Annotated in this window: 22 protein-coding genes and 1 tRNA gene; 10 read left to right on the forward strand and 13 right to left on the reverse strand. The window is 47.0% G+C overall.

The features are described from left to right. Positions 1-609: 609 nt before the first annotated feature. The 3 genes from WH43_RS01210 to WH43_RS01220 are packed head-to-tail and all read left to right on the forward strand — an operon-like array spanning position 610 to position 2,340. The gene (locus WH43_RS01210) at positions 610-1,257 is read left to right on the forward strand and encodes a class I SAM-dependent methyltransferase (protein ID WP_053422842.1); all 648 of its coding nucleotides are present in this window, start codon (positions 610-612) and stop codon (positions 1,255-1,257) included. Positions 1,258-1,310: 53 nt separating this feature from the next. Beyond that, positions 1,311-1,865: a Der GTPase-activating protein YihI gene (gene yihI / locus WH43_RS01215; RefSeq protein ID WP_053422843.1), complete on the forward strand. Its 555-nt coding sequence runs from the start codon at positions 1,311-1,313 to the stop codon at positions 1,863-1,865. 10 nt (positions 1,866-1,875) lie between these two features. Further along, positions 1,876-2,340 (forward strand): DUF2489 domain-containing protein, encoded by a 465-nt coding sequence (locus WH43_RS01220; protein ID WP_053422844.1) that lies wholly within the window; start codon positions 1,876-1,878, stop codon positions 2,338-2,340. A gap of 41 nt (positions 2,341-2,381) precedes the next feature. Here the strand turns inward: WH43_RS01220 and WH43_RS01225 are convergent, their stop codons facing one another. The 3 genes from WH43_RS01225 to WH43_RS01235 form a co-directional block, all read right to left on the reverse strand. Further along, positions 2,382-3,662, reverse strand: coding sequence for a metal-dependent hydrolase family protein (locus WH43_RS01225; protein ID WP_053422845.1), 1,281 nt, complete (start codon positions 3,660-3,662; stop codon positions 2,382-2,384). 126 nt (positions 3,663-3,788) lie between these two features. After that, positions 3,789-4,325, reverse strand: coding sequence for a DUF1285 domain-containing protein (locus tag WH43_RS01230; protein WP_053422846.1), 537 nt, complete (start codon positions 4,323-4,325; stop codon positions 3,789-3,791). A 110-nt stretch (positions 4,326-4,435) separates the two neighbouring features. Next, positions 4,436-4,511, reverse strand: a tRNA-His gene (locus tag WH43_RS01235). Positions 4,512-4,679: 168 nt separating this feature from the next. Here WH43_RS01235 and WH43_RS01240 point away from each other — a divergent pair. Next, positions 4,680-5,498, forward strand: coding sequence for a mechanosensitive ion channel family protein (locus tag WH43_RS01240; RefSeq protein ID WP_053422847.1), 819 nt, complete (start codon positions 4,680-4,682; stop codon positions 5,496-5,498). A 3-nt stretch (positions 5,499-5,501) separates the two neighbouring features. Next, complete coding sequence (locus WH43_RS01245) at positions 5,502-6,272, forward strand: DUF481 domain-containing protein (protein ID WP_053422848.1); 771 nt, start codon at positions 5,502-5,504, stop codon at positions 6,270-6,272. Between the two features lie 189 nt (positions 6,273-6,461). Here the strand turns inward: WH43_RS01245 and WH43_RS01250 are convergent, their stop codons facing one another. The 6 genes from WH43_RS01250 to WH43_RS01275 all read right to left on the reverse strand — a co-directional run bounded on the left by WH43_RS01250 (position 6,462) and on the right by WH43_RS01275 (position 14,648). Beyond that, positions 6,462-7,058, reverse strand: coding sequence for a response regulator transcription factor (locus WH43_RS01250; protein ID WP_053422849.1), 597 nt, complete (start codon positions 7,056-7,058; stop codon positions 6,462-6,464). Beyond that, positions 7,058-8,113: a sensor histidine kinase gene (locus WH43_RS01255; RefSeq protein ID WP_053422850.1), complete on the reverse strand. Its 1,056-nt coding sequence runs from the start codon at positions 8,111-8,113 to the stop codon at positions 7,058-7,060. Before WH43_RS01255 ends, WH43_RS01250 begins: the two co-directional genes overlap by 1 nt. A 48-nt stretch (positions 8,114-8,161) precedes the next feature. Then, on the reverse strand, positions 8,162-8,854 hold the full coding sequence (locus WH43_RS01260; RefSeq protein WP_053422851.1) for a tetratricopeptide repeat protein: 693 nt from the start codon (positions 8,852-8,854) through the stop codon (positions 8,162-8,164). Positions 8,855-8,972: 118 nt separating this feature from the next. Continuing rightward, the gene (locus WH43_RS01265) at positions 8,973-12,332 is read right to left on the reverse strand and encodes an AAA family ATPase (RefSeq protein WP_053422852.1); all 3,360 of its coding nucleotides are present in this window, start codon (positions 12,330-12,332) and stop codon (positions 8,973-8,975) included. After that, positions 12,329-13,573, reverse strand: a complete 1,245-nt coding sequence (sbcD, locus tag WH43_RS01270) for an exonuclease subunit SbcD (protein ID WP_053422853.1) — start codon at positions 13,571-13,573, stop codon at positions 12,329-12,331. Before sbcD ends, WH43_RS01265 begins: the two co-directional genes overlap by 4 nt. Before the next feature lie 73 nt (positions 13,574-13,646). Continuing rightward, positions 13,647-14,648 carry a M20/M25/M40 family metallo-hydrolase gene (locus WH43_RS01275; protein ID WP_053422854.1) on the reverse strand — a complete coding sequence of 334 codons (1,002 nt, stop codon included), beginning with the start codon at positions 14,646-14,648 and terminating at the stop codon, positions 13,647-13,649. Positions 14,649-14,800: 152 nt separating this feature from the next. Here WH43_RS01275 and rhtA point away from each other — a divergent pair, with 152 nt between their 5' ends. From rhtA to WH43_RS01295, 4 genes are all read left to right on the forward strand, one after another. After that, entirely contained in the window at positions 14,801-15,682 is an 882-nt protein-coding gene (gene rhtA, locus WH43_RS01280) for a threonine/homoserine exporter RhtA (protein ID WP_053422929.1), read from the forward strand. A gap of 210 nt (positions 15,683-15,892) precedes the next feature. Then, entirely contained in the window at positions 15,893-16,723 is an 831-nt protein-coding gene (locus tag WH43_RS01285) for a hypothetical protein (RefSeq protein ID WP_053422855.1), read from the forward strand. Between the two features lie 173 nt (positions 16,724-16,896). Further along, positions 16,897-18,591, forward strand: coding sequence for a S41 family peptidase (locus tag WH43_RS01290; protein ID WP_053422856.1), 1,695 nt, complete (start codon positions 16,897-16,899; stop codon positions 18,589-18,591). Then, positions 18,591-18,995, forward strand: coding sequence for a hypothetical protein (locus tag WH43_RS01295; protein WP_053422857.1), 405 nt, complete (start codon positions 18,591-18,593; stop codon positions 18,993-18,995). Before WH43_RS01290 ends, WH43_RS01295 begins: the two co-directional genes overlap by 1 nt. Positions 18,996-19,009: 14 nt before the next feature. Here the strand turns inward: WH43_RS01295 and WH43_RS01300 are convergent, their stop codons facing one another. Both WH43_RS01300 and WH43_RS01305 read right to left on the reverse strand, forming a co-directional pair. Further along, positions 19,010-19,255: a Cro/Cl family transcriptional regulator gene (locus WH43_RS01300; protein WP_053422858.1), complete on the reverse strand. Its 246-nt coding sequence runs from the start codon at positions 19,253-19,255 to the stop codon at positions 19,010-19,012. A 280-nt stretch (positions 19,256-19,535) separates the two neighbouring features. Beyond that, a complete protein-coding gene (locus WH43_RS01305) occupies positions 19,536-20,069 on the reverse strand; it encodes an AidA/PixA family protein (protein ID WP_053422859.1) in 534 nt (177 codons plus the stop codon). Positions 20,070-20,288: 219 nt separating this feature from the next. Here WH43_RS01305 and WH43_RS01310 point away from each other — a divergent pair, with 219 nt between their 5' ends. Further along, positions 20,289-21,647 (forward strand): phosphohexomutase domain-containing protein, encoded by a 1,359-nt coding sequence (locus tag WH43_RS01310; RefSeq protein WP_053422930.1) that lies wholly within the window; start codon positions 20,289-20,291, stop codon positions 21,645-21,647. A gap of 27 nt (positions 21,648-21,674) precedes the next feature. On the opposite strand, the gene WH43_RS01315 is transcribed toward WH43_RS01310, so the two are convergent. Both WH43_RS01315 and WH43_RS01320 read right to left on the reverse strand, forming a co-directional pair. Then, complete coding sequence (locus tag WH43_RS01315) at positions 21,675-22,226, reverse strand: SRPBCC family protein (RefSeq protein WP_053422860.1); 552 nt, start codon at positions 22,224-22,226, stop codon at positions 21,675-21,677. Positions 22,227-22,323: 97 nt separating this feature from the next. Further along, the gene (locus tag WH43_RS01320; RefSeq protein WP_053422861.1) at positions 22,324-22,746 is read right to left on the reverse strand and encodes a hypothetical protein; all 423 of its coding nucleotides are present in this window, start codon (positions 22,744-22,746) and stop codon (positions 22,324-22,326) included. Between the last annotated feature and the right edge of the window lie 4 nt (positions 22,747-22,750).

Below are 22,750 nucleotides of genomic sequence, written 5' to 3' on the forward strand. Positions count from 1 at the left end.
CCTGCTACATCTCTGTTGCAGGCCTTTATACATCAACCACTGGATCGGTCAACCGGTCTGAAAAATGCTTATCTGATCGGCATTAGGCTTTATGCCTGGTTTTTTTATGCGTTGCTTTAAATTCTTTACTTCCGGGTGAGATATATCTCACAACCATGTAAGAGATAACTTACACCACAAAAAGCAGACCACAAAATATATGTAACATATTGATTTATAATTACATTACAAAAAAGTTCATTTTTTTTGTACTTTTTTTATACCGCTGTATTGCCATTCTGAAAAATCGGAGTAGATTTAAGTCCGTTACATTTAGTAACCTTTGAAAACATGGAAAGCAGGCACGGAAAGCAGCAGTGCATCAGTAAGTTTTTGCAGCATCAAGATGATGACAATGTGTATTTTACACAGCGCAAGGAAGGACCACTAAGTATCAGGATGATCGCGAATAACTATCTTTATAGGGAATTTGCGTAAAAATATAGGGAACTTGTGCAGACAGGGTGTTGAACTCCCGTCAGGACGACTTAAAGCAGATTATGTGTCGCGCTAGACACCTTATATAGAGGGCGGTAACATCTTATACCGCCCTTTTTATTTACCCTCATCATGAATTCAGTTTGCCCTTTATGTCAGCATTCACAAACCCAGATTTTTTGCAGCGACAAAAAACGCGCTTATTTTCAATGCCAACAGTGTTTTTTAGTCTTTGCTGATCGTACGACTTTGTTGACTGCCGAACAGGAAAAAGCACAATACGATTTACATCAAAACCAATTGGATGACCTAGGTTATCGTAAATTTTTGTCTCGCTTGGCTTCCCCCCTGCTCAGCATGCTGAGACCTGAGCAAAATACCGGATTAGATTTCGGTTGTGGCCCGGGGCCTTTATTGGCACATATGCTCCGGGAGGCGGGCAAAGAGATGCAGGTGTGGGATCCCTTTTATGCGCCGGAACCCATAGCTCTGCAGCGAAAATATCATTTTGTCAGTTGCACTGAGGCCATAGAACATTTTATTAATCCGGCGAAAGAATGGCATCTGTGGTTGAATTTATTGCAGCCTGAAGGCGTGCTTGCTCTGATGACCAAACGTTATACGGATAAAAATAGCTTTCATAACTGGCATTATAAAAATGACCCTACTCATATCAGCTTTTTTCACCAACGTACTTTTGAATTTCTGGCACAACGAGATCGGTTGGAGCTTGAATTCCCTGCGGATGATGTAGTGATATTTAAAAAACGAAATACCTAGGTTTTCTCAGATAAACTGGTTAAAATACGCGCCCTTTTTTGTAGGTAAAAGATATGACCCGGATTAAAAAAACTCGCACCTCAGGCCCACTTGGTACCAGGCACAGACCGGCTGAAGAAGCTCGTCAGGATCGCACGCGCGCGCCTGAAACTAAAAAGAAAGGTGCAGGCTTAAAATCCGGTAGTCGCCATTCTCCTTCAGCTGAAGATAAACAAAAGCAGTCGTCCAAAAGCTCGAAAGATCCACGCCACGGTAGTAAAAAGCCTATAGCGCTGATCGTCACAGAAGCAGAACAAAAGCTAATGGCACAGCCAAAGCAGTTCAAGCCTGTAGTCCAGTTGACTAAAGCAAAAGAGCCGGAAATGCCGCCGGAACAGGAATTAGCGCTGCTTGAAAACGATGAAAAACTGCTGGAATTATTAGATAAAGTCGATCAGGGCGAAATACTGACCGGCAAAGATGCCAAATACTTTAATGCCAAAACAGCACGCCATGCCGAACTTGTTGCCCTGTTAGGTTTAGATCAGGACGACGAGGAAGAGGAAGAGCTGGATCCACTAGCCAAATTAGAACGTACTGACTGGCGTAAAGAATTTTTAGGTGAATAGGGGATAAAGTTTGACCTTCAACTGGATACTAGCCACCTTAGCGGCAGTTTTGATTATTGCTGGTCTGAGTTTTTATCTCGGCCGTTTGTTATGGTTGATTAAACAACAACAGCTGCAACAACAGCAGTTGGTTGACGCCAAAAACGCTGATCTGACTCAAAGCATAGTCTTAATTGCCAAAGCTATGCGCGAAGAGCAGTGTGAATTGTCTGAAGGCGCATTGCGGATTTGGGTATTGCTGGACCATCTGCAACTCCCCAATAAACCCGATGCAGTACAGAGCTACCCTGGCTTGTTTAAAATGTATGAAGTGGTCAAAGATATGCCGACTCATCAGGCGCGCAAAGAGCGGGATAAAAAAGAAATCCGCCATCTGGATCACCTGCGCGAGCAAGCGGAAATTGATTTAAAGGCTGAAATAATGGCCGACGTACATAAGTTGCTGGAGTTTTTCCATCACCAGCAACAGAAGTAGAAAAGGCAGCTAACGCTGCCTTTCTTATTGTTGAACTGCTGTTATTGCTTGTACACAACTCCGGCTTTCATCACAAAACTGACTTTCCCCATCAGCTGAATATCTTGCAACGGATCGCCAGGTACTGCCACTAAATCAGCCATCTTACCCGGTGTTACAGACCCCAGTTCCTGTTCTACTTTTAGCAAGCGGGCTGAGTCGATAGTCGCAGCTTGTATAGCTTCCAACGCTGGCATGCCGGCTTCAGTCATAAAAACAAACTCACGCCAGTTGTCGCCATGGGCACCCACTCCTGAATCTGTACCAAAAGCTATTTTGACGCCTTCTTTGTAGGCGTCAGCAAAGGTCTGCTGAATTTTAGGGCCTATAGCTAAGGCCTTGGGACGAACTAACTCAGGGAAGAAGCCTGGCATCGCAGCTTTTTCAGCAGCCCATTTGCCTGCACTGATGGTGGGCACATAATAAGTGCCATGTTTTTTCATCAGTTTCATCGTAGCTTTATCCATCAAAGTGCCGTGTTCTATCGAATCCACACCCGCCTCAATGGCTCTGTCCATGCCTTCTTTACCATGCGCATGCACAGCTACTGTCATACCATAGTCTTTAGCCGTCTCAACAATAGCTTTTAACTCTTCACTGTTAAACTGCGGGTTCGAACCACTTTTGGCCACACTCAGCACGCCACCTGTGGCCGTGATTTTAATAAGGTCTGCACCCTCTTTATAGCGCTGGCGCACCGCTTTGCGAGCTTCATCAGGACCATTGACCACGCCATCTTTTGGACCAGGATCGCCCATCAGCGCATAAGCTACGCCATTAGTCGGGTCAGCGTGCCCACCTGTTGTAGCAATAGATTTACCAGCTGTGTAAATACGTGGACCTGTGACATACCCCGAGTTAATAGCTTTACGCAGCGCAGTGCTGGTGTGATGGGTATCCCCCAGTTCACGCACTGTAGTAAAACCTGCCATCAGGGTTTTTTCGGCAAAAGTAGCGCCACGTAAGGCCACATCGGCTTCATTTAGTAAAAAATCTTCGGTGTAGGAGCCCGGCCCCATTTGACTGGAGAAGTGAGTATGCATATCCATTAAACCAGGCATCACCGTATGATTTTTTAAATCTATAACCTGGTCACCGTTGGCCGGTGTTTTATAACCAGACTCCACGGCTAAAATTTTGTCATTTTCCACAATCACAGTCTGTTGTGTCAGCACTTTGTTTGTGTCAGCAGTAATGAGTTTACCGGCATGAATTAAAGTAGCGCCCTGCGCAGTTCCTGCTATCAATAAAGCGCTGGTGATAAAGCTAAGTTGCAGTTTCATTCTATCTCCTGGTGGATAAACACAGCTTTTTCCAGCTGCTTTACATCGACTATGAAACAGGAATGTCAAAGCAGCAAGCACAGAAAAAATGAATGCGATACAGAGCCTTAGATCTGGGATTAATGGTTAGTCCAAGGCACCAAGCTCAAAACTGAGCCCGGCAGAGCTGATCTGCAACACATCTTTGCCATTGCACTCCACAACAGAGGCTAACTCCACCAACTGATAATAGGTATTTCTGCTGAATTTAGCCGTCAAGCCACGCCATAACCGCATATAAGGCAGTAACTGACCGTCCTCTTGCTCCTGCAAAAATAACGGATATTCAGCGCCAATTAATAACTGCTGGCCTAAGTTGGTGGTCGCTATCAGAACAGGATCGGTTTCCTGTTGTTCCAGCGCTACAATCAGAAAAGCTGCGTCTTCCACCTGGATCCGGACTTTTTCCACAGGTGTCAGCAAAAAGTAGTCTTGCTGTTGCCGGGTTAATACAGAGGCAAAAAGCTGAATCAGTTCAGGACGCTGAATTTTAGAGTCCAGATAAAACCAGTCACAGTGCCGATCGATACGAATAGGGATATCACCGCAAAAAGCTGGATCCCAAAGTTCCACAGGGGCTAAATGGGGCTGCTGCAAAGATAACTGTAGTTGTTTTAAATCCATGATGATGCAACTAAATAAACAAGAACCTTGCAAAGCATAACAACAGAATGGCTTCAAGGATATTTGTGAGAACTAGTAGTTTGGGATTATGGATGTCTGCTGAGGATAATTGGGGTGACTGATGGGGCTCGAACCCACGACAACCGGAATCACAATCCGGGACTCTACCAACTGAGCTACAGTCACCACAAGCGGCGCGGATTCTAGCGAAATTCTGTGATGAAGCAAAGTTATTTTTTACGAAACATAGCGCAAAGGCCCGTTCGGCTTGGGTCGGGCTGTTGATTATGCTAGGGTATGGCCGTCAGATGAACCGATATTGATGAGACCAGCTGCTCGAAAATGGAGAAAAACATGCAACAATTCCTGGATTTTCTGGAAAAAAATCAGCAATTAATTTTAAGTTACAGCGTCAAAGTTCTGGTCGCTTTAGTCATCTTATATCTGGGTCGCTGGCTCTCAAAAAGTCTGACCCGCATGCTGGAAAAAGCCTTAATTCACCGCAAAGTAGACAGGGCTGTAGTGTCATTTTTAAGCGGAATTATTCAAGCCGCCATTATGGTCGCCACCATCCTGATTGCATTGTCTCAGGTCGGCATTCAGACTGCGTCTTTTATCGCCATTTTAGGTGCCGCAGGTTTAGCTATAGCTTTGGCCTTACAAGGTTCGTTATCCAATTTCGCATCCGGCGTACTGATTATTTTATTCCGCCCTTTCCGAGCCGGTGACTTTGTCGATGCGGCAGGTGTTTCTGGTGTGGTAGAAAAAATAGAAATCTTTCAGACAGTGCTGAAAAGCCCAGACAATAAACGCATTATTGTGCCGAACTCGCAAATTACCGGCTCGGCTATAGTGAATTATTCAGCCGAAAAAACCCGCAGAGTCGACTTAACAGTGGGCATTAGCTACGACTCTGATCTGAAAAAAGCCAAAGAATTACTGGAACAAATACTCAAAGCAGACAGTCGTATTCTGGCCGAACCCACTGCTGTCATAGCTGTTGGCGCTTTAGCCGACAGTTCAGTCAATATTTTAGTCCGTCCATGGGTCAACGCAGCCGACTACTGGCCTGTGTACTGGGACACTCTGGAAAAAATCAAATTGAGCTTTGATCAGCACCAGATTGTGATCCCTTTTCCACAAATGGACCTGCATTTCAAAAAGGAAAAATAACGCATGAAAAAAACTCTCTGCTCTGTGTCAGTGTTGAGCAGTCTGTTCATTCTGAGCGGCCTTGTCACAGTCCAAGCCGAAGAAAGTGCTTCCAACGAGACGAAACTGGGTTGGAGTACATCGGCCGAATTAGGTGCTATCACCACCTCCGGTAACACCAAGGGTACATCCATCACAGGAAAAATCGACTCCAAACAAGAACTGGAGCAGTGGTCAAACGACTACACTTTCAGTGCATTTTTTAAGCGCGACGAAACCGAAGCTGACGATGGTCAAACCCTGGTAGAAACCTCAGCCGAAAGATATGCAGCCTCTGCCAAAGGCGGTTACAAACTGAATAAAGACACAGCACGGTTGTTTATTTATGGCTCTCATGTTGATGACCGTTTTGGTGCGTATACTGAATACACCACTGTCGCTGTAGGGTACGGCGATGAACTGTTTAAAACTGACACTATGTCGCTGGAAGGTGAAATAGGTCCGGGTTATTACAGAGGCAAAACGGACCTGGAAGAAACCGAAAATGGCATGATAGTGCGTAGTGCCGCTACCTATCGTTGGCAAATCAGTGAGTCAGCCCGCTTTAAACAGACCCTCAGTCTGGAGTATGGTGAAGACAATAAACGTACTATCGCTGAATCGTCGTTAACCGCCAAAATTAACGGCCGGATGCAGATGAAAGCTGCTTTTTTAGTGCAAAACGACTCGAAAGTACCTGTAGGTAAAAAGAAAACCGATACCCAAACTTCTTTAACTTTTGTGTATTCGTTTTAATTCGTCTGTTTTTATCGGGGCGCGGTCTATACCCAATGGATTTCAAGCTGCTCGTAGGCGGCAAGTGACTGAATCCTCATGAGCATAGAGATCCTATGTGATTGAGGTGAAGGCGCGCGGCCAACAACCGAGCATCTTGAAAGACGAAGGATATATTCGCGTCCCTGGCTGCAGCTTCAGGTCTGGTTATCATAACCAGCCTTTTTGCCGTGCAATTCTGGCTGCATCCACCCGGTTTGCTGCATTTAATTTGCTGATAGCCTCCGACAAATAATTTCGGGCTGTACCTTCGGCGATATAAAGTGTGGCCGCAATATCAGCAGTACTTTTGCCTTCTGACGCTAAACGCAGAGCTCTACGCTCCTTGTCACTTAACGGGTCTTGTTCACCCAAAGCTGACAAAGCCAGCTCAGTATCTATCACCCGTTTTCCAGCCATCACCTGATAAATCGCCTGCACCAGCTGCTCTGACGGCGCGTCTTTCAGTAAAAAGCCTTGCACACCAGCGCTAATAGCACGCTGAATATAACCGGCTCGGCCAAAAGTGGTGATCACTATCACTTTCGTCGGATTTTGTTGCTGCTGCAGATAAAGCGCCAGCTCCAAACCGGTTCGGCCCGGCATTTCAATATCAGTCAACAGCAAATCAAAGTTCTGCTGCTTCAAAAGTGCCAATGCCTGATCGCCATCGGCCGCCTGAGTGATCTGAAACTCTGAATTCAGCCCCAACAAAGCGGCTAAGGCCCCCCGCACCATCGCCTGATCTTCAGCCAGTAAAATATGCATCAGGCCTCCTTAGGCAAAGTAAAACTAAAGCGACTGGGCGATAATTGCCATTCCAGTTGGCTGTTCAGCGCAGCCAGACGCTCCTGAATGCCAGTCAAACCATGGCCTTGTTTCAGTTCACTGAGTTTGCCGTTATCCGACACCATCAGTTGACGCCCCTGCTGATTTTCGCTAAAGCTGATCTGCACTTCATCGCCATTACTATGTTTTAACACATTGGTGACCAGCTCAGTCAGGATCAACACTACAGCAGTTTCTTCCCGAGCTGACAGCGTCGGGATTTCGCCCTGAACATCGACTCCAAATCCGGCTTCACGTAACTTAGTGCTTAAAGCCTGAACCTCGCCTGCCAAACCTTTATGTTTATAACCGGACACCGTCTGACGCACCTGACTTAAACTTTCACGCGCAATCTGAGCCAGCTCCTGCAGTTGCTGGTGGGCAGCCTGAAACTGCTGCTGTTGTAATAACTTATCGGCTAAATCCGCTTTCAGCACTATGCCAGACAAACTATGTCCCATAATATCGTGCAAGTCGCGCGCTATGCGTTCACGCTCCACTATAGTGGCCAGTTGCTTAATTTCTTCTGCACTGCGCTGCTCTTTCAACAAACTATCACGCCTGGCCCGGTCGAGCACACCAAATACCCCTATGGCGAGTACCAAAGCTGAACCGTAAAGCAAGAAATAAGGCGCACCTTTGACAAAAAACTGATCCAGCAGCACCAGCACACAAAGCAAGGCAGCAACACCAACTAAAAATTGACGGAAATTATAGGCAAAACCAATAAAAAAACTGACATAGGCAAACATCGCGATAGAGCCATAATTCAGCGGCGTGATCACACTGGCGATCAGAGCCATCAGCAGGATAGGCACTAACATCTGTGAGCTGTGACTGCGGTAAACCCAGTAATAACAACCAACAAAAGCCACTAAGGCCACTGTCATCCAGAGATACTGAAGCGGACTGTAATTGATGTAAAAAAATGGCGCTATATAGAACACCAGATTGATGAGATACACCCAGGATAAACGTTTTTCCAGCTCTAACATCTTCGACTCCTTCAGAGCGGGGCTCAGCAGAGCCCCGTGCCAGAAAAATTAACGATTCTGACTGTAACTTTGTTGTTGTGTCAGCAGAAACCTGGCCCAGCTATAAGAAGGTTCCACTTCTGTCGCTTTAGTCCAATCGGCAATAGCACCGGCTTTATCCCCTAGTTCTTGTTTCGCTAAACCCCGCCAGGTGTAAGCTTCAGCATGACCCCAGCACAGCTGCTGACAAGGCTGGGCATAGAGTTCAATGGCCTTGCTGCTCAGGTCAATAGCACTTTGTTTGCTGCCGCCAAAAGCAGCCGGGGTATTGTAAGCTGAGATGGCTTTGATCAGAGCAACACGCGGATTCGCCGGGTCCAGCTTGGTTGCCTGTTGAATAGCTTTGTTGGATTTTGGACCATACAACGCACCTTTTAGTGGATTATTGCCAATCTGCATGCCATACACGCTGGACAATAAAGCCAGACTCTCGGCTTCAGGCTGGGCTGAAGTCAGTTGCTCCAGCGTCGACTGCGCTACATCTAAAGCTTGTGCAGCCTGATCCTGTTGCCCTGTAAGACCCGCCATAATGGATAATCGATAGTTGGCATAGGCTTTGTTGTAATCGGCCGGATCTTCAGCAGCATACACAGCCAGCTGTTTCAGATCCATGCGGTTCGAAGCCGCATCAATTTGTTCCACAGTGGCCGCCTGAGCCGCAGTCAAAGTTAAAATGCTGAACGTCATCAGTAAAGTTTTCATCGTGATAGTCCTTGTGCTGTTTCACCTCAGTGGTGTGAACTCAGTATCAAAGAACTACAGAAAAAACATCAGACACAAAAGTCATGACTTGAGCATGACTTTTGTCATCCAACCAAATTTAATAACTTAAACTGCTGTACCCCAACCCCTGCTGCTTCTGCAGTTTAATCTGTACCGGAATACGCTCTTTTAACGCCTCCACATGGCTGATAATGCCGATCATCTTGCCACTGGCATTCAGTTGGTCCAAGGCGGCCAATGCAGTTTCCAGCGTGTCCGGGTCCAAAGTGCCAAAACCTTCATCCAGAAATAAAGATTCTATGCGGGTTTTGTGGCTGACTAAATCCGACAAAGCTAAAGCCAGAGCCAGACTGACTAAAAAGCTTTCGCCACCGGATAAAGTTTTAGTATCCCTTGTGGTATCAGCCTGCCAGCTGTCCAGCACTTGTAGTTCCAGCTCAGCGTCGGCTTTACGTGCCAGTTGATAACGACTATGTAGTTTATCCAGTTGCTGATTCGCTAAGCCCACCAACTGCAATAAAGTTAACCCCTGAGCAAAACGGCGGAACTTAGCGCCATCGGCAGAGCCTATTAAGCTGTTGAATTTATGCCATTGCTGCACCAGTTGCTGTCGTTGCTCAATCTGGTTATACAGCTGTTGCTGCTGCTGTTGATGCTGCTGATCACTTTGCAGTTGTTGCCTGCATTGGCCAGCCTGCTCCAGCGCACTAAATAACTGCTGTTCAAGCTCTACGCTTTGTTGCTGCAACTGCTCCAGGCTTTGCTCTGTCAATTGCTGCTTTTCTAAAGCCTCCACTTGCTGCTTCGCTTGCTCCAGCTGGCTTTGACAACGAATTTTTTCAGCGGCCAGCTTGTCTTTTAACTCTGTTAACTGCTGCACTTGCTGCTCAGTCAGTAACATAGCCAAAAAGCTGGTTTCGCTGCCAAATTGTTGCTGTTCCAGCTGTTTTTGCCAGTCTTGCTGCAATAGGGTTAACCTCGATTGCAACTGCTGCAACTGGGCCTCGCTTTGTTGTTGCTGGCCGGTTTTTTGCTGCAGTTCGTTGCTTAAGACCGTGAGCTGCTGCTGCACTTGCTCAAGTTCTTGCACTGGTACTGCACTCTGACTGGCCGATACCTGCGCTAAACCCGCCTGTTGTAGCTTATCTACCCAGCTTTGGTACTGTCCATCAGCCTGTTGCTGCTGCATCAGCGCTTTATCCAGTTGCTGACTCTGGCGCTGTAACTCTTGTTGCCACTGCTGCCATTGTTGCGCTTGTTTTGACCAACCTTGCCAGGCCTGCTGTTGCTGAGCCGCTGCGGGCAAAACAAAACCAAAAGGCTGAAGCTCTTGTTGCCACTGCTGTTCCAGTTGCTGCACGTAAGTTTGGTTTTGTTGCAAAGCCTCGCCTAGCTGCTGCTGATGCTGCTGTTGCACAGACAGTTGCTGTTGCAGCAGTTGCTGCTGATGGGCCAGTTCATGTTGCTGCTGTTGCCAAAGCTGGCGTTGCAGCAATTGTTTCTCCGTCTGCAGTTGTAACTCCAAAGCCTGCTGGGCCTGCTGCTGAAATTGCTGCAATAACGCTTTTTTTAAGCTGGCCTGTTGCAGTTGTTGTTGCTCTGCTGTTGGCAGATTTTGCAGTAACTCAGTCCATTGTTCACTTTGCTGCTTAATATCTTCAGCCAGCTGCTGTAACTGATGTTGCTGTGCTTTTTGTTGCTCTTCCAGCTGTAGCTGCTTCTCACGTAAGGCTTTGCCCTGCTCTTCGACCTGTTTCAGTTCAGTAGTTAAGGCCGCCAGCTCTGTTTCAGTCTGTGTTAGATCCAGTGCCTGATAACTGCTAACCGCGGGATGGGTGGTGCTGCCACACAGCGGGCATTCATCGCCTGGTTGCAGTTTGGCTCTGTGACTGCTGAGTTCAGCAATAAGTCGCTCCTGCTGCACCAGTTTCTGTTTATCTGCCACTCTGTCGTTGTACAACCTGAACTGCTCACGTAATGCCGCTATTTGTTGCTGCAACTGCTGGCTGTCGCTTTGTTTTTGTTGCAGTTCCAATTGCTCTGTTTGCTGTTGCTGCAATTTTTGCTGCAAAGCAGCGGCAACCCGCAGTAATAACGGGTACGTATGCAACTGAGTTTTGTAATGCTGTAGTTGCTGTTGTAACTCTGACAGCTCAATGGAGAACGCAGGAGCACTCTGTTGCAACTGCTGCTCCAGTTGCTGTAATTCGGCCTTTACCTGCCGCAGCTGTTGTTGCAATACCACAATGTCCGACTGGCTAAGCTGCATCTGCAGGTTTTTCTGCAGCTCTAAGCCTTGTTGACGTTGCTGCAATAAAGGTTTCCAGCCCGCAACTGCGGCCGCGAGATCGGCACCTAGAGGCTGTTGTGCCAATTGTTCAGTTAGAATCTTCCCCTGTTGCTGCAGTTGCTGGACCTGTTGCTGAAGCTGCTGCTGTATTTGCAGCGCTAAGCCCTGACCTTGTTGCAACTGGAGTTGTTGCTGATGCTTTAAATCATCTAACTGGCGGGACTGCAGTTGCTGCTGCTCTTGTGCTTCTGTTACAGCCGAACGTTGCTGCTGCAACTCTTTGTACAAAGGCAATAACACTGCGGCTTGTTGATAATGCTGTAACTTAGCCAGCGCACTTTGTTGCATCGCCTGTTCTTGCTCAAACTGCTGCTGCTTCAGCTCTGCCTGGTGCAGTTGCACTACGGCCTGCTGTTGCTGCTGACGCCAGGCTAATAAAGGGGCTTGTTGCTGCTGTTTTGTTTTCAGCTGCTGCTGTTGTTGTTCTAACTCCGCCAACTGCTGTTGCAACAACTGGCGCTGCTCTAAATCCAGCAACACCAGACCCGAGGCTTTGGCCTGTAATAATTCCAACGCCGTTTTATGCTGGCGGTTTTGTTCAAACACCTGCATCGAAATCTGACCATATATCTCAGTACCGGTCAGCTCTTCCAATAGCTCTGCCCGCTCATTGGCCGGCGCATTTAAAAAGGCAGCAAAACCGCCTTGAGCCAACAGCATCGACTTGGTAAAACGGCCAAAATCCAGACCAGTAATCTGTTCCGTCAGCCTGAGCTTTTCGTTGCTTTTATCTGTCAGTATTTCGCCATCGGCTTTAGCCAGTTCCACCTTGGCAGCCTGCAAGTTGCCATCCACTGCACCACGGGAACGACGCTGACTCCAGAACGCGCGGTAACGCTGGTCGCGTACCTGAAACTCCACTTCAGCCAGGCATTCGCTGGTATGGCGGGTCATCAGCTCGTTGCTGCTTTGCGACAAGAGTTTTAAGCGCGGCGTCTGGTGATACAACGCCAGGCAAATCGCATCCAGTATGGTACTTTTGCCTGCGCCTGTTGGGCCTGTAATAGCAAACAAATTACTTTGATCAAAAGGCGGCTGGGTGAAGTCAATTTTCCACTCGCCTTTTAATGAATTTAAATTTTGCAGCCGCACCGATAAAATTTTCATGACAACACCTGCGGTTCTGGCGGCTGATCAGCTTGTTCCAGCTGCGCCATCACCTGTTGTAGCATCAACTGAAATTCCGCTCTTTCGTCGTCAGTGAGCTCCTCTGCCGCCAGTCGTCGCTCCAGCACCAGATCCGGTGTCATCTCATGCAAAGACTCTTGTTGTTCTGCGGTTAGAGACGCTACTGCCGCGACTCTGGCGCGACGTAGTTTCAATAACTCCACTGGCAAGCCATCCAATTGCTGCTGCACCTGACTTTGTAAATCACTCAGGTACCCATCACTGCCGGTTAATACCAGCTCTAACCAGAGTTTTTGTTCTGCTTTAAGCTCTGCCAGAGGTTGCTGTAATAAGGAATTCAGTTCAGGTAAGCTGCATTTCAGGCTCAAAAGCGGCTGAAAACAAGGGATAGGCAACAACTCAATCGCACCTTCAGCAGCGGTGAAATCCAGCAACACCATGGATTTTTGCTGTTTGGCCTCATCAAAACTTAATGGAATAGGCGAGCCGCTGTAACGGATATGAGGTTTGCCAGCCACCAATTGCGGCTGATGAATATGGCCCAGGGCTATGTAATTAAATTCTGGAAAAGCGCTGGCAGGAAATGCCTCTAACGAGCCAATATAAATCTCCCGCACCGACTCACTACTGCTGGCACCCACTGTGGTCAGATGCCCTGTGGCTAACAAAGGCAGTTCCAATCCGAGTTCAGCTTTGAGTGCCTGAGCTTTGGTAAAACACTGCTGATAACAGTCTGCTATGGCTTGTTGTAACTGCTGTTGTTTATCGCTGGCCTGCTGGCCACTCTGGCTTTGTAACAAATCGCGGGCACGCAAAAAAGGTAAAGCGGCCAGAATAGCACCGTGCTGACCTTGCTTATTCTTCAGTACCATCAGATGAGACTCTGCAGCGCCCAGCCAGCCTGGCACCACCTGAGTATGTAAACAGGCCAGCAACTCTTTGCTTTCCTGCAGCACAGCCACCGAATCGTGATTACCACCCAGCATTACCAGTTGGCAGCCTGTGGGCTGCAAATCCACAATCAACTGGTGATACAACTCGCGGGCATAACTAGCTGGAGTGGCGGTATCAAAGATATCTCCGGCTACGATCAGGGCATCAACCTGATGAATTTCAATCTGTTGTTTTAACCAGCCAAACAAAGCTTTGTGCTCGTCTGCCCTGCTTTTGCCAATAAAATGCTGGCCTAAATGCCAGTCGGAGCTGTGAAGAATTCGCATAAAAACTGAAAAGTCGCCGCACTATGCCGGAATAGGGCCAGCATAGCACAGGGTCCTGAGTTTCATAAGTTGGTTAGCTGGCGTCAAATAACAGTACAGCATCCAGCAGGGTTTCACTCACTTCGCGGTAAAACTCTGGATCAATATTTTCAGCTGTATCGCTCGGCTGATGGTAGTGAGCATGGTCCGGCACACCAAAATAGACAAAGGGTACAGCTCTTTTGTGGAATTCTCTGTGGTCTGAACTGAAAGTCCAGTCCTGATGAGTTCCCACTAGCCAGGCGGGTCTGTCATAGCCCAATAATAAACGCACTGAACTTTGTTGTTGCAGTTGTTGTAAAGGTTTCTCTAATTCTGGGTAATGATAAGAACCCACAGCAATCAGCTGCTGTTGGGTATTCTGACTTAACATATCCATATTAATATTCAGCTTGATCTGTTCTGGTTTGAGCAGCTCTTGCTCAAACAACATACGGGCGCCCCACATGCCAGTTTCTTCGTTGTCCAAAGCAGCAAATAACAGGGTATGACGAGGTGGATATTGCTTAAAATAACGCGCCATTGCCAATAAAGCGGCAACTCCTGATGCATTGTCATCTGCACCAAAATAAATCTTGCCCTGATGTAGACCTAAATGATCATAATGCGCTGTCAGTACCAACATAGGTAAAGCCGGGTCTGAACCTTCAATCCGACCTAACACATTGGCGGCGCCCTTCATCAGTTGAGCTTTGCCTGTAGTAGGCTGATAAGGCTGTAAATAACCTGCTGTGCCAGCTGCAACCAAACCTATGTGAGTGAACTCTGCCACCAGCCATTGCTGAGCTTTAGCTCCACCGGGTTGTCCTGTGCCACGGCCCGCCAATTCATCGGACGCCAGATAACGTAAATCTGCCATCTGCCGCCCAAAATCTAGCCGTTCCGGCATCTGCTCAACCACAGGTTCAGGCTGAGCCAACAGACGTTTTTGTTCCATCTGCATCATTTGTGCTAACAGATAAGGATGAAAAGCATAACCCAGGCCTGCAACTACAAATAACAACCACAGCCAGAGCGGAATACGGAATAACTTCATAACTATCCTGACAAACAAAAAAACAATGCAGCAGACTAGCGCAAACTGCATCAGCCCACCAGTCAAAGACTTTGAAAGATCTGATATTTTCTGTCGCCCGACAGCGGCTTTGAGTGGTAAAATCTGCTTTTCCCAGTGATTCCGAGAATGTTATGCCACACAGCCGTAATGCGTCATTTTGGTGGGCCATCGCCAGTGTCTTAGTGGCTATGGTGGTGATCCAATCTGGTGCCTCTTTAGCTAAAACCCTATTTCCTGTGATTGGGCCAGAGGGCACCACAGCATTAAGGGTGGGTTTTGCCGCTTTGATCTTGTCCTTAGTGTTTCAGCCCTGGAAAAAGTGGCCCGCCAAACAGGATCAAAAAGCTCTGTGGTTTTACGGCATAAGCTTAGGGGGGATGAACCTGATGTTTTATCTGGCGATTGAACGAATTCCTTTAGGAATAGCAGTCGCATTAGAGTTCACCGGTCCTTTAGCTGTCGCTTTACTGTCATCCAAACGTAAACTGGATTTGCTTTGGGTGGCTTTAGCTATGGCAGGTATAGGCCTGTTGTTGCCCTGGCAAACCGAAGCCACAGCCCTGGACCCACTGGGTGTAGCTCTGGCTCTAGGCGCAGGCGCCTGTTGGGCTGGTTATATTATCTTTGGTCAGAAAACCGGTGGTGCTCTGCATGGCGGTACTGCTGTGGCTTTAGGTATGGCTGTGGCGGCTTTATTTTTATTTCCTATCGGCTTAGTCTCTGCCGGAAGTACACTTTTTAGCTGGAGTGTCTTGCCTTTTGCTTTTGCCGTCGCGTTGCTATCCAGTGCGATTCCGTACAGTCTGGAGATGGTGGCACTCAAACGTTTACCAGCGCAGAGTTTTAGTATCTTAATGAGTATGGAACCCGCTATAGCCGCTTTAGCTGGTTTGATTATTCTGGCCGAACAATTAAGTCTGTTGCAGTGGCTGGCGATCTTTTCTGTTATCGCGGCCTCATTGGGCAGTAGTCTGACCGCAGGGAAAAAACCTGTAACAGAAGTAGTGTCATAACTGTATTCAATAGTTGTATGGCCAGAGCGCTATAACGTCTGGGATTGCAGTTTTTCCAAATAAAGCGGTTTGAACACAAAAACAATGATCGGCAGCAACACTGGTCAGGCTTTTTTAACTTTTTCCGCTTTCAGCCATTGTGAAAGTCTGAGTGACTCAGTTACTTTAGAGACTTAAATTTTACAGCAAATTTGTGCAGGTTTTATCGATATGCAGCCAGTTGAGGAACATCAGTCAGCATTAATTCTGGCAGCAGATCTGACACAACAACAAAAATTACAAACTCGCCAGCAGTGTTTTTATGGCTGTGTTTTCTGTGGCGCCCCTGTATTTCGTTACTACCAGCAGCCCAATCATCAGTCTGCTGTGCTGATTTGCCCCTTGCATGCAAAACAACTCAACAGCACCTTACTGAGCCGTTCCACTCTGGCGGAACGTGTTAATCAGCCTTTTAACCAACAACGTATCAATAAACCTGGTTTTAGTTTTGATCCACATCGCAGGGTGCAGGTCTCTGTCGGGATGAATACTGTCTATGCTGACTTTGCTGCTACGGAAACTGAACAGTATTGTATTTGGGTGAACGGGCAAGAGTTTTTTACTCTGTATTCAGAATCCGGCTGGTTATGTTTTTCTTTTATGATGTCAGATGCTGCAGGTCAGGTGCTGATCGACGTGGAAAAGGGTGAACTCAAACAAAGCCCCGAACACTGGGAGTACAGCTATGAAGTCAATACTCTGAAAATCAGGGATCAGCAACGCAGATTGCAGTTTACTGCTCAGCTTTGCAACGACAGAGTCCTGCTGACCAAGGGACATTTTGTCGATCCGTCGGGAGATGGTTTTGTCGTCGAAGGTAACAGAGTGATCGCCATGCTGGATGGGCAAAAAGGTGGCCAGTATATGCATCGTATTGAACCCGGACGCTACAAAGGAGGCTGGGCTTTGTTTAATAAAATTCGCCATCCAGATTTAGTGATGCCCGGAAATTTTGCTTTTGTCTGTGCGGCAAAACGAAAGTATCCCGGCACAGAGCGCTAAGACTGCTGATTCAGGCCCTGCCGTCTGATGTAAATATACTGACACAACAAGCTCCGGAAGCTTTACTATCTGAACAAACCAAAATCATAAAGCTGGCATACACTGACAGAAGATCCGTTGAGGCATAAGGCGTGCAGCGCCAGCCTTGTGGTGCAGTCAAATGGAGAGATAGAATGTCAAAGAATGTTAAATTAACCTTATCCTTTTTCTTTGCTCTGACAACCTTAATTGCATGTGGCGGTGGCGGTTCTGAGAGCGGCAGTACCGGTAATACTGCTGGAACTGGTAATACCGGTGGCACGGGAAATACGGGGGGTAATGGTGGCACTGGCAGCACCATTCCGGCGGCTCCCATCTGGACTGCAGGTCAATTTAATGATGAATCTCAGTTTAAAAACTTTTGTGTAGCGCCGCGTTCAGGCACAGATCCTTTCAATGGAGGAGCCTACCCGGATAAAGCAGGCACAGCCATGCACGAGAAAATGTGGTTACGCTCCTGGAATAACAGAACCTACCTTTGGTATCGCGAAGTTGCCGATGTGGATCCCGCGAGCTACAGCATCACGGCTTATTTTGACTTGTTAAAAACAACAGCAGTCACAGATTCCGGCGTCGCTAAAGATCAATTTCATTACACTGAAAATACCGCTGAATACCAACAGCAATCTCAATCCGGTGTCAGCTCTGGTTATGGCATTAAATGGTCAGTTGTATCGACCAGTGCACCACGCTCTTTCACTGTGGCCTATACCGAACCCGGCTCTCCCGCTGCTCAGGCCGGGGTCAAAAGAGGTGACTTTTTACTTGAAGTTGATGGCATAGATTTTGTGAATGAAAACAGCAGAAGCGGCGTCAATAGCTTAAATGCCGGCGTGTTTCCCGACAGTGCAGGCGAAACACATAGTTTTAAATTCAGGACCGTCGAAAATACCGACGTCAGTTATCAGCTCAGATCAGCGGATGTCGCGTCCAGCGCGGTACAGAATGCAAAAGTGATCAATACCGACTCCGGCGCTGTGGGCTACTTTCAATTTAACAGCTATATAGTGCCAGCGCAGCAGCAACTGATTGACGCTGTTGAGTTGTTCCGTGAATCTGCTATTTCTGAGCTGGTGGTGGATTTACGCTATAACGGCGGCGGTTTGTTGGCCCTAGCCTCACAATTGGGTTACATGGTCACGGGTCCGGATATTATTCAGGGCAGATATTTTGAACGTTTGCGGTTTAACGATAAATATCCTAATACAGACCCAATCACAGGTGACAGCTTAACCCCCACTCCTTTTTACAGCCGTGAAATAAACTACGAAGCAGGGACTTTAACCAATACCACCTTGCCCAGTTTAAATTTAAGCCGTATTTATGTATTAACCACAGACAATACTTGCTCCGCCAGTGAAGCTTTTATCAATGGACTGAGGGGAGTTGATGTGGAAATCATTCAGATAGGGGGCAAAACCTGTGGCAAACCTTATGGTTTTTATCCACAGGACAACTGCGGCACAACCTACTTTAGCATCCAATTCAGTGGTATTAATTTCAAAGGATTTGGCGACTACGCAGATGGGTTTAATCCAACCAACAACCCTGTCTTTAGTGCCGATGTGAAAGGCTGCCCTGTGGCCGATGATTTATCTAAAGCCTTAGGCGACCAGCAGGAAGATATGTTAGAAGCTGCATTGTATTATATGGAAAATAATAGTTGCCCGACTCTGCCAGCTTCTGCTGCGACTAATAAGTTTGGAGCCAAAACCACTCTGGCTACTGCTTTATCAGGCGCCGCTGTAGCAGATGGCTTCGCAGTCAAAAATCCAACAGACAACGTATTCAATAATAGTATTCGTCAACCCATCAGAGACCAGCAGTAGTGAAGACAACCTTATTTTTAAAATATGCCACTTTAGGCAGCATGTTGCTGATAGTCAGCGCTTGTCAGCAAGTTCAGGCAGTAGCAGAACCAGCAGTATTGACAGAAACCTCACCAGAAGTGAAGCTGGAACTACAGCAACAGATCCAAAAAGCCGTAGGCGGCCCTTTGGTAAAGTTGGCCGACAATGTTTATTTATTTGAAAGCCAGATCTGGGTCGAGTCTGCCGTGCTACGGGATGATAAAGGTCGTCCTTTGGATGGCCGTCATATGGATTTAGCCAACTTGTTTATCCTGCAAATTGAGCAGGGACAGTGCCAGTTGAAACACAATAAATCAGGACAACTATTTACATTGACCAAAGCAAAATGTATGGCTGAAAAACAACGTTTTCCTGAAAAGTAACGCTCAGAATCCGGCTAAACCTGGCCGGAGTCAGCTGATTCCTGCTGTACCAAAGACAAAGCCGGCACAGCGTAAAATGCGGACAATTCCCGTACTGTGCGGTAACTGACTTTTTTGCCTGTCTCCGCCCTTTTAATGGTCGCCAATGAGACCCGCAACGAACGCTGCTGGCAGGCATTAAATAGATCTTCCTGACTAAGAAAACGTTGCTGCCGCAGTGATTTAAGCAACTCCACTTTTAACACCAGAGCTTCTTGCATAAGGCCTTCACTCCATGAATTGGAAAACAGAATGGCGGTAGTTAAGTCTGCATGATTTTGTTTTCAAAAAAGAGACAAAATTATGAACCTGACACTACTTTTAGTCCAGCTCAAAATTTACATATGATTAACCTGAGACCAAACTGATACGAAATTGCCCCCTAAACTGTTATGCAGCAACGAGGCTTAATCCTGATAGACCAGCGGAGCGTTAAGCAGTGTGGCTTTGCAGCAGACTGAAAAAAGGCCTGAAATCTCAGGCCTTGTCTGCAACAACAATTTAGTTCGAAATACTGATAAATGGATCCCAGGTGAAGTAGCCAATAATGGCTCCGGTGCTGTTGTTGACCAGTTTAAAGCTCAGGGTGTATTGAATTTTCTGACCAGCTTCAATCACAGTACCTTGGGTCGCATAAGCATTGTTGTGGAACAGCTGTAAAGTACCATTGACCGGATCTGAGCCACTTGGCAGATAAACACTGGTATGCATATTAAAGTAATTCAAAGCCGTAATGCTGGTAGACGGATTAAAACTGCCATTGTATAAAAACGCTGTGTAATCTGTGTCTCCGTCAAAAGTACTGACAGTCCAGCGTACTGTATCACCTGAGTTCGCTTTGATATCCAGCTCAGAACCCCCCTGATCACTGGCAACATAGCTGTTTTGAGCAATCATAGAGACAAATACATCAGAGCCTCCCCAGGCCCCTAAATTGGTTGGACTGCTGACAGAACCAGGCTTCATAGAACCATCAGCTAAACGTGATGCCAGTTCAGAGGCATTCACTGCAACAAGAATATTGATAAGAGCCATGATCATTCCTTTTTCATAGTGAAATAAATAATTAACTGAGTTGCTGTTGCCCCATCCACTTCCCACCTTGATGGTAGATAGTTTTGGGTACAGAGAGCTTATCCGATGCAAACAAAAGGTCAGTCTCAGAACAGCGTCAGTTTGGTGTCAGCCTCAGATGTCGGTGGAAATAAAAAGGCGGTATACTCTGGCATTATTGACGTCAGAAAAAATGAACTTATGTGGCCAGTCTCCTGTTTTAAAACCTATGATATTCGTGGCACTGTGCCAGAACAGCTGAATGAAGAATTGGCCTGGCGGATAGGCCGGGCTTTATGTCAGGTGTTAGCAGCAAAAACTGTGGTAATTGGGCATGATATCCGCTTGTCCAGTCCGACCTTAAGCGCAGCATTAGCGCAGGGCCTCACTGAAGGTGGTGCAAAAGTCATAGATATTGGCCTTTGTGGCACTGAACAAGTGTATTTTTCGGTGTTTCACCTCAATGCAGATGCCGGTATTTGTATCACCGCCAGCCATAATCCGGCCCATTACAATGGTATGAAACTGGTCGGAAAAAATGCTGTGCCTTTGAATGCGCACACTGAACTGGAGCAGATCAAACACTTAGTCGCTACGGCTGACTTTAGTCAGAGCGCCGTGCAACAGGGGGACCATCAGCAGCTCTCCACCTTGCCAGCTTACATCGAACACGTGTTGACTTACATTCAGCCCGACAAATTCAAGCCACTCAAAGTAGTGATGAATGCCGGCCATGGTGGCGCAGGGTTGGTCGTTAATGCCTTAGCGCCAAAACTGCCGTTGCAGATCATAGCGTTAGAATTTGAGCCTGATGGTACTTTTCCAACTGGCGTACCTAATCCTTTATTGGTCGAAAACCGGGCTGTGACCAGTCAGGCGGTGCTTGAGCACAAAGCGGATTTTGGTGTGGCCTGGGATGGCGACTTTGACCGCTGTTTTTTCTTTGATGAACAGGGTCAGTTTATTGATGGTTATTATGTCGTAAGTTTGTTGGCGCAGTCGTTACTCAGCGCCAACCCAAAGCAAAAAATTGTGCATGACCCCCGTTTGTATTGGGCCACCCAACAAAGTGTCGCCGAAAGTGGTGGCATCGCAGTGCCAAGTCAGACCGGTCATGTTTTTATGAAAGAAAAAATGCGCGCTGAAAATGCACTTTATGGCGGTGAAATCAGCGCTCATCACTATTTCCGCGACTTTGCCTACTGCGACAACGGCACTATTCCCTGGTTACTGGTAGCACAGTTGCTGTCGCAGCAGTCAGTGCCACTCTCGGCACTGGTGAAACAACTGCAACAGCAATTTCCATGCAGCGATGAAATCAACTTCAAGGTGAGAGACGCAGATGCGGTCATGCTGTCGATTCGACAGCATTATCAGGCCGAATTGCAGAGTATCGACCTGCTCGATGGTCTGGATTTGGTGTTTAACGACTGGCGGCTGAGTTTACGCAGCTCCAATACCGAACCTTTACTGCGGCTCAATATTGAAACCAGAGCGGATCGTGAGTTACTGCAACAAAAAATCACTGAAGTATCGGCACTGATTACTGCATTAGCCTAATCGACAAGGGGACCAGTTCCCCTTGATTTAACCTGCGTCGGGTTGTTCCAGCATCAGTTTCAGCTTATCCAGGCCTTGTTGTAGGTCATTACCTATCAGTCCTTCCATATCCATCACCAACAGCAACAGGTTCATCGGATATGGCATATGACCCTGAAAGCCCCAACGAACTGTGGTTTGTTCGGCCTGCGGTGCTTCAAGTTGCATATAAGCCTGTGCCACAGACGCAAAAGGTTGTAAAAACCTCAATTCGTATTCAATACGTTCACCGGCTTTAATGGCTGTGATTTCCTGCTCGCCTGAACCTACTTCCTGTTTTTCACTTTGCCAGACTGAGACAAAACCTACAGTGCCATCTTCACCCTGATAGGTTTTTTTCACATTTGGATCCAAAGCCATCCAGACGCTGAAGTTATCCTGATTTTTTAACAGTACCAGATAACTGAACACCTGATCTTTGGGTTTATTTATAGTGACGCTGCGTTCCACCTGATAGGACGAAGGCAACACCAAAGCGGCCAGCAACACCAGCGCCACAGCCAGCAAAAAACCAATCAGTATTATTTTTATAAGTTTCATAAGGACTCTCTTCTGGTGATAAAGGCTAAACACAGCCCTCTACCAGTGTAGTCCGAAAATTTTGATATAGAAAAGAGTGACTTAAGCTATGCTAGGTTCAGGCTGGCTTTCTTAGCTTCAACTGAAACAGCTGCATCGCAATTTCATCGGCTTGCTGTTGCTCGGCTTTTTGCTGTTTTTGCTGAGCTGTAAATTCACGGTTATGGATCACAGCTTCTATGCCTTTGCTGTACGCCACTTGTTTTTGGCAAACTTGCTGCTGTTGTTGTAATTCAGCGTAAGCTGCCTGAGTTTTATGCTGTTGCTGCTGTTGCATGTCCTGCAACACAGTTTTCATCGACGCCAGATTCTGTAAACCCAAAGCCGATTTCATCTGATAACTGCGTTCCATCCCGGAAATATGCTCAGTCAGCAGTTGCAGACGCCGCTCTTCATTAGCGGCCTGCTGATTCAGCTGCTGCTGGCGTTGTCCCATTTGCTTTAAATTGGCTTGCTGTTGTTCCAGGTATTTTTTCAACATAGGC

It is taken from the genome of Rheinheimera sp. KL1, assembly GCF_001275035.1.
GTDB lineage: Bacteria > Pseudomonadota > Gammaproteobacteria > Enterobacterales > Alteromonadaceae > Pararheinheimera > Pararheinheimera tangshanensis.